At 59.2% G+C, this 11,796-nt stretch carries 11 protein-coding genes; 7 read left to right on the forward strand and 4 right to left on the reverse strand.

Annotated features, from left to right (window positions below):
- Positions 1–42: 42 nt before the first annotated feature.
- Positions 43–303 (reverse strand): DUF1471 domain-containing protein, encoded by a 261-nt coding sequence (locus tag DXXMK7_RS06580; RefSeq protein WP_038918385.1) that lies wholly within the window; start codon positions 301–303, stop codon positions 43–45.
- Positions 304–732: 429 nt separating this feature from the next.
- Positions 733–1,005 (reverse strand): hypothetical protein, encoded by a 273-nt coding sequence (locus tag DXXMK7_RS22540; protein WP_127350741.1) that lies wholly within the window; start codon positions 1,003–1,005, stop codon positions 733–735.
- On the opposite strand from DXXMK7_RS22540, the gene DXXMK7_RS06585 reads away from it, so the two are divergent.
- The 6 genes from DXXMK7_RS06585 (at position 1,006) to DXXMK7_RS06610 (ending at position 8,596) form a co-directional block, all read left to right on the forward strand.
- Positions 1,006–2,037 (forward strand): hemin-degrading factor, encoded by a 1,032-nt coding sequence (locus tag DXXMK7_RS06585; RefSeq protein ID WP_038918386.1) that lies wholly within the window; start codon positions 1,006–1,008, stop codon positions 2,035–2,037. It begins immediately after the preceding gene.
- Positions 2,034–2,849 (forward strand): hemin ABC transporter substrate-binding protein, encoded by an 816-nt coding sequence (locus tag DXXMK7_RS06590; RefSeq protein WP_038918387.1) that lies wholly within the window; start codon positions 2,034–2,036, stop codon positions 2,847–2,849. Before DXXMK7_RS06585 ends, DXXMK7_RS06590 begins: the two co-directional genes overlap by 4 nt.
- Before the next feature lie 29 nt (positions 2,850–2,878).
- Positions 2,879–3,835 carry an iron ABC transporter permease gene (locus tag DXXMK7_RS06595; RefSeq protein WP_049842380.1) on the forward strand — a complete coding sequence of 319 codons (957 nt, stop codon included), beginning with the start codon at positions 2,879–2,881 and terminating at the stop codon, positions 3,833–3,835.
- Entirely contained in the window at positions 3,828–4,622 is a 795-nt protein-coding gene (locus DXXMK7_RS06600; protein WP_038918388.1) for a heme ABC transporter ATP-binding protein, read from the forward strand. The genes DXXMK7_RS06595 and DXXMK7_RS06600 overlap by 8 nt, the downstream gene beginning before the upstream one ends.
- 205 nt (positions 4,623–4,827) lie before the next feature.
- Positions 4,828–7,275 (forward strand): TonB-dependent receptor domain-containing protein, encoded by a 2,448-nt coding sequence (locus tag DXXMK7_RS06605; protein ID WP_049842379.1) that lies wholly within the window; start codon positions 4,828–4,830, stop codon positions 7,273–7,275.
- Positions 7,276–7,453: 178 nt separating this feature from the next.
- On the forward strand, positions 7,454–8,596 hold the full coding sequence (locus DXXMK7_RS06610) for a lactonase family protein (protein WP_038918390.1): 1,143 nt from the start codon (positions 7,454–7,456) through the stop codon (positions 8,594–8,596).
- A 94-nt stretch (positions 8,597–8,690) separates the two neighbouring features.
- Here DXXMK7_RS06610 and DXXMK7_RS06615 read toward each other — a convergent pair whose 3' ends face one another.
- Complete coding sequence (locus tag DXXMK7_RS06615) at positions 8,691–9,176, reverse strand: Dps family protein (protein WP_038918391.1); 486 nt, start codon at positions 9,174–9,176, stop codon at positions 8,691–8,693.
- A 528-nt stretch (positions 9,177–9,704) separates the two neighbouring features.
- On the opposite strand from DXXMK7_RS06615, the gene DXXMK7_RS23015 reads away from it, so the two are divergent.
- On the forward strand, positions 9,705–10,040 hold the full coding sequence (locus DXXMK7_RS23015) for a hypothetical protein (RefSeq protein ID WP_038918393.1): 336 nt from the start codon (positions 9,705–9,707) through the stop codon (positions 10,038–10,040).
- Between the two features lie 93 nt (positions 10,041–10,133).
- Here DXXMK7_RS23015 and DXXMK7_RS06630 read toward each other — a convergent pair whose 3' ends face one another.
- Positions 10,134–11,591: an AMP nucleosidase gene (locus DXXMK7_RS06630; RefSeq protein WP_038918394.1), complete on the reverse strand. Its 1,458-nt coding sequence runs from the start codon at positions 11,589–11,591 to the stop codon at positions 10,134–10,136.
- Positions 11,592–11,796 lie beyond the last annotated feature (205 nt).

An 11,796-nucleotide genomic window follows, 5' to 3' on the forward strand; every position in this document is an offset into this window, starting at 1 on the left:
CCTATTGCTAATTAATCCGACTGTTTTCTTTTCAGTCAGTGACTATTTATAGACAATGGCGCTGGAGCGAACCAGATCGTCGTTATCCATAGAAATAATCACAAAATATTTTCCGCCCAGGGCATCTGCGGCTTGTGATAATTCGCGGGTCGCATCCATTGGGGAATCCGTGTTGTTTGAGGTGATTACCCCAATTTGCTGATAGCTATCTGCTTGTTCACGGTTTATTTCCTGTGCGGCCAGCGTGCTGAATGAGGCCAGTGCAATAGCGCCTGCCGCGATGCTTTTGATCATAATGTTCATTATAGCTAACTCCATCTTTATACCCGTCACACTTCAAGTTGCAGGTGTGTTGGCTGCGTTATTCGGCCCATTTCATGGGCCTCGCCCTTTCGGGGCCGCTGCCAGCAGCGTTCAAATCGGCTTACGCCAATTGTCGCTCACCCCAGTCACTTACTTGAGTAAGCTTCTGGGGATTCACTTGGTTGCCGCCGTCCTGCAACTCGAATTATTTTGGGTATAGTTAAGGTATTTATATTTATCCCAACAGAATAAGTGCCGTGGAAAAAATCGAGATGACTGTTTCTCTGTTGGGTGTGCTTATCATAGACGCCGGGAACGGGTAATTTTGTCAATTGATGCCATTTAAATTTCACTGTTGTTAATGATCAGCGGAAATAATATTTCGATGTTATCAAGTGAATTTTTAATTGATTGATTATCATTGGTAAATTAAATGACAAGATAAATGTGAGCGGTATTGTTCCATAATAATGAAAACTGAATTTGAAAACCGCAGCTGATTTTTTGCGCACCACGCTGATTTCCCATCCCGATGTAGCGTAACTGCGGGTTTACCCCTGAAAAGTGTAATGGTTTAGTAATGCTGTTGTTGCGAATGTGTCTTGTTTTCACTTTTTCGTAATGATAATAATTATTATTAACTTTTGTGGCACACATCAATACCGCAGCCAGCGGACGGCGCTGTCGAGGGAGTTTTGGCACATGCATCACCACTACACACACTATCTGCAACTGAAAGTTGAGCATCCGCGCAAGTACGCCCGGGATTTGGCCCGCATGATGGGGCTGAGCGAAGCGGCGCTGACGTCGCTGCGCGTCGGGCATGACGCTCGCCGCCTGTCCGGCGACATGCGAGCGCTGCTGGCCGGGCTGGAATCCGTCGGCGAAACCAAGTCCATCACCCGCAATGAATACGCGGTGCATGAGCAGGTCGGGGTTTACCGCAACCAGCGCATCGGCGAACACGTCGGTCTGGTGCTCAACCCGCGCGGGCTGGACCTGCGCCTGTTTCCCGAGCAGTGGGATAGCGCGTTTGCGCTGACGGAACAGACCGCGCGCGGCGAGCGCCGCAGCATTCAGTTTTTTGATCGCCACGGCGACGCGGTGCTCAAGGTCTATGCCACCGACAACACGGAACTGACCGTCTGGCAGGCGCTGATCGACAGCTTCACGCTGGCGGATAACCCGCCGCTGGCGCTGCAACCTGCGCCGGTCGACGCCCCGGCCGCGGCGCCGGACGCCGCGTTGCTGGAGCAGGAGTGGCGGGCGATGACCGACGTGCATCAGTTCTTCCCGTTGCTTAAGCGCCATAATGTCACGCGCCCGCAGGCGTTTCGCGCCGTCAGCGACGATCTGGCCTGCCAGGTGGACAATCAGGCGCTCGGCGCCTTACTGCATGCCGCCCAGCAGGCGGGCAACGAAATCATGATTTTTGTCGGCAACCGCGGCTGCGTGCAGATTTTCACCGGCGTAATTGAAAAAGTGACGCCGATGGAGAACTGGCTGAATGTGTTCAACCGTGACTTCACGCTGCATCTGGTCGAAGACGCCATCGCAGAGAGCTGGGTGACGCGTAAACCGACCAAAGACGGCATTGTCACCAGCCTGGAACTGTTCGCCGCCGACGGCACGCCGATCGCCCAGCTATTCGGTCAGCGTTCGGAAGGGGAACCGGAGCAGGCGCGCTGGCGCGAGCAGGTGATGTCGCTGGTGACGCCGGAGGCTGCGGCATGAGAACGCTGTGTTTGATGTTGCTGTGGCTGCCGTTATCGCTGTTGGCTGCCGACCGGGTAGTGACGATTGGCGGCGATGTCACGCAGATTGTGTTTGCGCTGCAGGCGGGCGACAAGGTGGTGGCGCGCGATAGCACCAGTCTGCACCCCGAGGCGGTGACATCACTGCCGAATGTCGGCTACATGCGCCAGCTAAACGCGGAAGGCATTCTGTCGATGCAACCGACGCTGGTGCTGGCGAGCGCGCTGGCGCAGCCGTCTACGGTGCTGGAACAGGTAGCCAGCCGGGGTGTGCGCGTGGTGACGGTGCCGGAGCCGCAAACGGTCGACGGCATCGGCGAAAAGATTCAGGCGATCGCCGGTGCGCTGGGGGTGACGCCGCGCGGCGAAGCGCTGGCGCAACAGGTGAAACAGCAACTGGCGGCGATACCGTCGCAACCGGCGTCGGCCCGCATGTTGTTCATTCTCAGTCATAGCGGCATGGGCGCAATGGCGGCCGGACAGGACACCGCGGCGGACGCCGCGTTCCGCGCCGCCGGATTGCAGAACGCGATGCAGGGTTTCAACCGCTATCAGCCGTTGTCGCAGGAGGGGGTGGTAGCGAGCCAGCCGGACTGGGTGGTGATCACCACCGATGGCGCGAAATCGCTGAGCGGCGGCGCGGCGGTGTGGAAACTGCCGGGACTGGCGCTGACGCCGGCAGGCAAGCACCAACGGTTACTGATTGTCGATGATATGGCGTTGCTGGGCTTTGGTCTGGATACGCCCGCGGCGCTGTTGCGCCTGCGTCAGGCGGTGGATGCGGCGAAGTGAGCCTGTCTCCGCGTTTGACGCTGCTGGCGATGGCGGGCGCGCTGGCGCTGCTGGCGTTAATCGCCGCCGGTAGCGGTGCGATGCCGGTGTCATTGACGCAGTTGATGACCCGTCCGATCGACAGCATGGCGTGGCAGGTATGGCTGTATATTCGCCTGCCGCGAGTGGTGCTGGCGTTGCTGGTGGGGATGGCGCTGGCATTGTCCGGCGCCGGGATGCAGGGGCTGTTTCGCAATCCGCTGGCGGACCCGGTATTGCTGGGGGTCAGCAGCGGGGCGGCCGTCGGCGTGGCGCTGGCGATACTGTTTCCGCTGGCGTTGCCGACGCTGCTGGCGCTGTACCTGCCGTTGCTGGCCGCCTTTGTCGGCAGTTTGCTGATCATGCTGCTGCTGTTCTCCCTCAGCCTGTCGGGGGATCGATCCCTGTCGCGTCTGTTGCTGGTGGGCATTGCCATCAACGCCATCGGCAGCGCCGCCACCGGCCTGCTGGCGTGGATCAGCAACGATCAGCAACTGCGCCAGCTGTCGCTGTGGGGCATGGGCAGTATGGGGCAGGCGCAGTGGGTAACGGTGGCGGCGGTGGCGTCGCTGGTGGTGCCGTGCGTGTGGTGGCTGCAACGGCTGGCGTCGCCGCTCAATCTGCTGCAACTGGGCGACGAGGAAGCGCATTACCTTGGGGTGGATGTGCGCCGCACCCGGCGCCGGGTAGTGATTTTGTGCGCGGTGCTGGTGGCGGCGGCGGTGTCGGTCAGCGGCGTCATCGCTTTTGTCGGCCTGATCACGCCGCACCTGATGCGGCTGCTGCTGGGTGCGGATCACCGCTGGTTGTTGCCGGGCGCGACGCTGGGCGGGGCGTTGCTGCTGTTGCTGGCGGATACGCTGGCCCGCACGCTGGTGGTGCCGGCGGAAATGCCGGTGGGGTTGCTGACCTGTCTGATCGGCGGCCCGTGGTTTTTGTGGTTGATTCTAAGGCGACAACATGGCTGAACCGAGTTTTGCGCCACTGGCGGCGAGTCAGTTGCGCTATCAGGTCGCCGGCGGTCGGACCCTGATTGACGATGTGTCGTTGACGCTGGCTCAGGGCGAACTGGTGGCGTTGATCGGGCCGAACGGCGCGGGTAAATCCACCCTGTTGCGGCTGCTGACCGGTTATCTGACCCCGCAGCGGGGAGAATGCCGGCTTGATGGCCGGGCGTTGGCTAGCTGGTCGCCGGGCGCGCTGGCGCGCCAGCGGGCGGTGATGCGTCAGGACAATACGCTGACCGCATCGTTCCGCGTGGAAGAGGTGGTGGCGATGGGGCGAACCCCCTGGCGCGATACGCCGGAGCCGGACGTGGTGTCCGCGGTGCTGGCGCTGACCGGTTGCGGGCACCTGCGGCAGCGGTTGTATCCGCAATTGTCCGGCGGCGAGCAGCAACGCGTCCGGCTGGCGCAGGCGCTGGCCCAGCTCTGGCAGGGCGACGGCCCGCGAGGCTGGCTGTTTCTGGACGAGCCCACCTCGGCGCTGGATTTGTTCTATCAGCAACGGCTGTTGCGATTGCTGAAATCGCTGACTGAAGACGGGAAACTGGCGGTGTGCTGCGTATTGCACGATCTCAATCTGGCGTCGTTATGGGCCGATCGGGTGGTGGTGATGCAGGGCGGGCGCAAGGTGGCCGAAGGCGCGCCGACGCAGGTGCTGACCGAGGCGGCGATTCAGCGCTGGTATCAGGCGGAGGTGTTGGTCAGCCCGCACGGCGACACCGGTATGCCGCAGGTGACGTTGCGCCGTTAACGACGCGCGTGGCGCGCCGCTGAAGAAAAAAGTTCGATAATTATAATAACAACGACCGTACCCGAGGGGTTTCAGGTTGCAGGCAGGCGGCTGATGCGCCGGCAACGTGAAACATGACGGGTATTCCAACCGTAACGGGTTGAAATGATACTGTTTGGCAATCCCTGAGCAAGAAGATAATGACATCCACTATTGAGGTTGCAGTATGTTCTTGCACAACAAAGAAAAGCATCGCACCGGGTTAAACCGGATCATTTTGACCGGCGTATTGACCGGTCTTGCCTGCCCAACGCTGGCGGCGGACGCGAACACAGCGACATCATCGACGACGACGCCATCGACCACCACGACGCCATCGACCACGACGGACAGTGGGACGAAAAAAGCCGTGTCGGCGGACAAAACCGCCGCTGGTGGGTCCGGCGATCAGATGACGGTGATGTCGCCGCGCGTCACCAAACCGGGCACCACCATCACCATGACCGACAGCGACATGCAAAAGAACGGAGGCAACGACTTTGGTTCTATCATGCGCTATCAGCCGCTGGTGAGCGCCACCGGCGTCAGCGGCGGTTCCGGCGCCGGTAAAAGCGGGTTCGATCGCGGCGGGTACACCGGTTACAACATTCGCGGCCTGGAGAGCAACCGGGTGGCGATCGACGTAGACGGCATCCCGTTGCCCAACGCCACCGGCCGCAGTTACGCCGGGCGTCCCGGTCTTAACACCTTCGGCATCGGCCGTGATTACATCGACCCGTACATGTACGGCCTGGTGAGCATCGACGCGGGTGCGACGCCGATCGAGCGCGCCAATAACGCCATCGGCGGCGCGGTGTCGTTCCGCCCCAAATCGCCCGATCAGTATTTATCCGCGCAGAAAGACCACTATGTCGGTTATCAGAGCGACTACGACTCCGCCAGCCGCAGCTGGCACAACGGCGTCACCGTCGCCGGCGGCGATCAGACCCTGCGCGGCATTGCGGTGATCAGCCGTCGTGATGGTCAGGAAACCCGCACCAACAGCGACCAGTTGTCCGCCTATCCGCTCAACTGGCACTCGACGGCGGTGATGACTTCCGCCATCTGGCAGCCTAACGATCAGCACCGTTTTACCGGGACGCTCGACTACTACAGCAAGACGTCTCACACCCACTACGACGGCTGGAATAACTTTGGCAGCAGCATCGTCGGCACCTCGCAGCAGGACAGCGACAGCGAGCGCTGGAGCGGCAGCCTGCGCCACAACTGGACCTCCGCCACCAACACCGGCTGGGTGGATGCGGTGGATTCCCGCATCTACGCCCAGCGTTCCACCGCGAAAGACGACACCGACATGCCGCTGGACGACGGCAGCATGCAGAAAGTCAACTCCGACTACAACGTCAGAACCTACGGCATCGAAACCAGCCTGCTGAAATCCGTCGGCATGCACCAGTTCACCTGGGGCTTCAACGCCCAACAGTCCGATACCGAACGCCCGTTCCATCAGTCGCCGGCTCAGACCGGGGCCAATGTCGTCATGCAGCCGGAAGCGGATAGCCGCAGCTACAGTCTGGGCGGCTTTGTGCAGGATAAGATGGAAGTGGAACTGGCCGGCAGGACGCTGGCGATCACCCCGGGGATGCGCGTGGCGCACCAGAGCACCAAGTCACGTAACCTGTCCAGCCTGAGCGCGGGCAGCAGCGCGATCACCACGAACGATGTACAGTCGCTGTACGGCAAGACCACCCGCGACACCGAAGTGCTGCCGTCGCTCAGTTTGCAGTATGAACTGACGCCGCGCCTGAGCACCTACCTGCAGTATCGCCGCGGCGCCCAGTTCCCGGACGCCAGCCAGCTGTACGGCTCCTGGAGTCTGGGCTCCAGCTATGCCGGCCGTGCGCAGTACGCGCTGATCGGCAACAGCAATCTGGAAACCGAAACCAGCAACAACTATGAGTGGGGTCTGAAAGGCGACATGACCGACGGGGTGACCTTCCGCACCGCCGTGTTCTACAACGACTACAAGAACTTTATCGCCAACACCCGCTATACCCGTGCGGCTAATCCGGAAAAGTTCACCAACGTACCGTCGAATATCTATACCGCATACCAGATGGAAAACCGCGACAAGGCTTATATCTACGGCGCGGAATTCAGCAGCCGCGTGCAGTGGGGCACCTGGTTTGACGCGCTCGGCGGGTTCAGCACCACGATGGCGATCGGCTATAACGAAGGTAAATCGAAATCCCGCTATCTGGGCGACAAATACGTCGACCTCGACAGCGTAGCGCCGGTGAAAGCGGTGGTGGGGCTGGCCTGGGACGAAGCGAACAACCGCTACGGCGCGGCCATCACGTCGACGTTCCAGAAAGGCAAGCGCGCCACCGCCAACAACCGTCAGACGTATAACAATACCGGCGCGGCGCTGACCGATTCGACCACCCAGTATATGCGCGTGCCGGGGTACGGACTGGTGGACCTGACCGCCTATTGGCGCGTGCTGCCGACTGTACGGCTGAGCGGCGGCGTTTATAACCTGACCGACCGTAAATACTGGGACTACCTGAGCAGCCGTCAACTGACGCAGAGTACCGCTCAGGATGGCTACAACCGCGAACTGGCCGTGATGCCGGGACGTACCTTCCAACTGGGCGTCAATGTCGATTTCTGATCGTCGCTGAGCCTTTCCAACAGTCTCCTGCCGGTCGGCAGGAGACTGTTTCCCCGTCCTGACCGCCTATCCCGTATCCCTGCGGCGTTTGCTATTCCTTCTGGATTAAAATGCTGTTTTAATTTATTGGACGAATGGGTTTATACGTAGAACATCACGAAATCATCAGGGATAAAATATGGCAAAACACACGAAACTCACCACATGGGGCGGTATGGCGGCGTTGCTGGCGGCCAGTTTGTGGCCGCTGGCGTCATCGGCCGTGACCGCGGTATACGTGTCGGCGGCGGGAGACGGGGAAATCCGTTCTTATACCTTGAATACCAAAAACGGCCAGTTGACCGCCATTGGTACGGTGGCCGCTGGCGCGCAAGTCATGCCGATGGCGCTCAGCCCGGACCAGCGCCATCTGTACGCCGCGGTGCGCAGCAAACCGTACACGCTGGCCGGTTACGCCATCGACCGGAAGACCGGCGCGTTGAGCCCGGCCGGAACGGCGCCGCTGCCCGACAGCATGGCGTACATTTCTACCGATCGCACCGGACGCTGGCTGCTCAGCGCCTCCTACGGCGGCAACAAGGTGGCGGTCAGTCCGATTGCGGCAGACGGTCGCGTGAGCGCCGAGGCGGTGCAGGTCGTGCCTACCGGGAAGAATGCGCACAGCATCATCGCCGATAGCCAGAACCGTTTTGTGCTGGCCAGCAATCTGGGCAGCGACCAGCTGTTGCAGTTCCGCTTTAATGCCAAAACCGGACAACTGACCCCGAATACGCCGGCTGAACTGGCGTTACCGGCGGGCAATGGACCGCGTCATCTGGTTTGGGCGCCGGATCACCGCACCCTGTACGTCAGTAATGAGCTGTCCGGTAAAGTGGCGCGGCTGACGCTGAACAAAACCACCGGTCGGCTGACGTTGCGGGATTACACCGATGCCCTCCCGGCGGACGCGGGAATGCAACCCGGCACGGTCGACCCTAAAGCGCCGGGTATCGATAACCGCCCGAAAATCTGGAGCGCGGATCTGCGGCTGACGCCAAACGGCCGTTTCCTGTATGTTTCCGAACGCACCAGCAGCACCGTCAGCCTGTTGCGGGTTACGCCCAAGAGTGGTCAATTGCGTTATGTGGCGCGCTATCCTACCGAAACCCAGCCGCGCGGTATTCAGATCGATCCCAGCGGCCGCTACCTGATCGCCAGTGGTGAAAAATCCGATCAGTTGTCGGTGTATCGCATCAATCAAACCAGCGGCGAATTGACGCTGACCGGCCGTTTCCCGACCGGTAAAGGCGCTAACTGGATTGAGATCGTCACGCTGCCTTAAGTAAGACCGAGTAGCGCCGGTGTGTGGTAAAACGCCGTTAGTGCATGAACCCCGCCCTGAGCGGGCGGGGTGGTGATGAGGTGTCGGGCCGGGGTTATTTCAGGTAGGCGTTGAACATCCAGATCTGTTTTTCCTGCTCTTTGATGTAATCGGTCATCAGCGACGCGGTGCCTTCATCGCTGGCTTCCGCCGCCAGCGGCAGGATTTCCCGCTGCTGTTGCAGCAGCACGGCATAACCGGCCAGCAACCCTGCCAGCGTTTTTTTGCCGTCGGTGGCGTTGACGTCTTCTTTGATGTCCGCCACTTTCAGGTAGTCGCTGTAGGCATGCAGCGGTTGGGCGCCCAGCGCCAGAATACGTTCCGCCAGTTCGTCGATTTTCAACAGCAGTTCGTTGTAGATTTCCTCAAACTTGGCGTGAAGTTCGAAAAACGCCGCACCGGAAATGTTCCAGTGATAACCGCGCACATTCATGTAAAGAATCTGGTAGTTGGCCAGCAAGGTGTTCAGTTTGGCGGCAATCTTTTCAGACTGCTGCACATCCAGTCCAATCGGGCTCTTTTTCTTTTTACTGCCTGACATATAACGCTCTCCTTTCTGTCAATCGCGTGTTGGTTCGCCATGAAGATCAGTCCGGCATGTGCTCTCTTGCCGGGCAACGTGACGGCCTTTTCATCATAGACCAGAAACCCCGGTCCCATCTTCGCCGGGCGGGGGTGGTGAACCAGTTATAAAGCGATTCTGTGAATAAACGTTTGCGGCGTATCAATTTTTCGAAGCAACGCACAATCCGACCGCTGCGCCAGCATGAATCTGGACAGCAAGATGGTTTTGATAAGAAATAATCCGAACCTTTCTATTAATCCGAACCTTTCTATTAATCCGTACTTTTTTATTGATCCGTACCTCTCTATGAATCCGAAATTTTCTATTAATCGGAAATACATTGTCTTTCATCAATGACTTTGTTATTTACCCATTGGGGGTTATAGGTTTATATCCATATATTTTTCCATCCTGATAAGCTGTATTATCAATGCCGGTTTATTTATCTGTTGCGTATTGGGCTGTTTTATTTATTTGTTTGATATAAATAGGATTTTATAAGCTATGCCAAATCCTTTCACGGCATCATGGAGCCGGAATGGTAATCTTTTATGTCATGGGCACTGGATAATTTATTATCAGGACCGCGCGTTTGAATTACCGGAAAAATACCGTGAACAGCATCTGGGAACGCTGGGGATTTATTCGATAATCGATCCGGATGATGAGCTTTACCGGGACGGGCTGGATGAAGATGACTGGATTCTGGAAAACGTCGACTGGCTGGCGGACTGTTTCGAACTGCATCAGGTACCGATTGAAGAGTGCTATTTCCGCTTTTTCTATCAGGCCGTTAATCTGCACGACTGGCGCTGCACCAGTTGCGCCGGGTGCATGTGACGCGCGAGAACATCCACGGTTTCTGCCAGAACCCGCAAGGGCGTAAAAATAAGGCAATCGGTAACTGCTCCCGGTTACCGGGAGCAGCCTTGTTTACCGGAACGGCGGCTCGTTGAAGGTACGCAGTTTGCGCGAGTGCAGGTGTTCCGCTTCGGCGCGCAGCAGGTCCACCGCGCGGATGCCGATTTGCAGGTGCTCGGAAATCGCCCCTTCATAGAAGCGATTAGCCTGACCGGGCAGTTTGATCTCGCCGTGCAGCGGCTTGTCCGACACGCACAATAAGGTGCCGTAAGGCACGCGGAAACGATACCCCTGCGCTGCGATGGTGGCGCTTTCCATATCTACCGCCACCGCCCGGCTGAGGTTAAAGCGTAGCGCCGAAGCTGAATAACGCAGCTCCCAGTTGCGGTCGTCGGTGGTGACCACGGTGCCGGTGCGCAGGCGCTGTTTCACTTCTTCACCCGGCATGCCGCTCACCTGTTTGGTGGCGTCGTATAAGGCGCGCTGCACTTCGGCGATGCTGGGGATCGGGATATCCGGCGGCAACACCGAATCCAGCACGTGGTCGTCGCGCAGATAGGCGTGCGCCAACACGTAATCGCCGATGGTCTGGCTTTCCCGCAGGCCGCCGCAGTGGCCGATCATCAGCCAGGCGTGCGGCCGCAGTACCGCCAGATGGTCGCAGATGGTTTTGGCGTTGGACGGCCCGACGCCGATGTTCACCAGCGTAATGCCGCGCCCTTCGCGCGAGATCAGGTGGTAGGCCGGCATCTGATGGTTTTTCCACGCCAGGTCCGATACCGCCTGATGCGGGTTGTCGGTGTCGGCGGTGATCACCGCGCCGCCGGCGCAGGCCAGCGCCTGATACGGGCTTTCTGGATCGGCAATCTGGTCGCAGGACCAGCGCACGAACTCATCGACGTAACGGGTGTAGTTGGTGAACAGCACAAACGGCTGGAAGTGTTCGGCGCGGGTGCCGGTGTAGTGGCGCAGGCGCGCCAGCGAGAAATCGGTGCGTAGCGCGTCGAAGTGCGACAGCGGGAAATGGTCGAGCGTCTGCAACAGGCCATCGGCGGTTTCATCGCCGATCAGCGCCAGCGACGGCGTGGGGAAGTGCTGCGCCAGCGCGGCGCTCATCGAACGCTCCAGCCCCAGATTGGCGCCGTCGATCACATACGGATAAGGAATCTCCTTGTCCGAAGGCGCGACGTCGATGGTCGCTGAATAGTCGTTTTCCAGAATCGCCAGTTGCTCCGCCAGATAGTGCCGGAACAACTGAGGGCGGGTGACGGTGGTGCGGTAGCTGCCGCCGTGAGTAAGGCGGCCGTACGCGCGGGTCTTGCTGTGCTTCTGGGACTGTCCGTCCCAACTGATGCGCAGCTCCGGGTAGACAAACAGTCCGTTGGCGCGCGCGGCGGCGTCCGGCGGGGTGCCGTGGGTAATAAAATCGCCGATCGCGGTGCGCAACGCTTTGACCGCGGCATCATATCGCGCTTCCAGTTGGTCCAGCGCCTCGCTGGCGGACAGGCCAGCGCCAGGTGCATAACTCATCTTTACTCCTTTTTTCCGATGCGATGGCCGACGCCATACAGTGCGTCCATTGTGGCATACCGCACATCACGGCACGATGGGATAAAAGTGAATTTGAAAAGTCAGGCTCATGGAATGCGGCGATCGTACCGATATAAGGGGAGATGTCAGGCGGTATCTGACAGTTTTTCCTCATTTTTTGTTATGTTACGAACAGGACGAACCA

It is taken from the genome of Dickeya sp. MK7, assembly GCF_000406305.1.
GTDB classification, from domain to species: Bacteria; Pseudomonadota; Gammaproteobacteria; order Enterobacterales; family Enterobacteriaceae; genus Dickeya; species Dickeya fangzhongdai.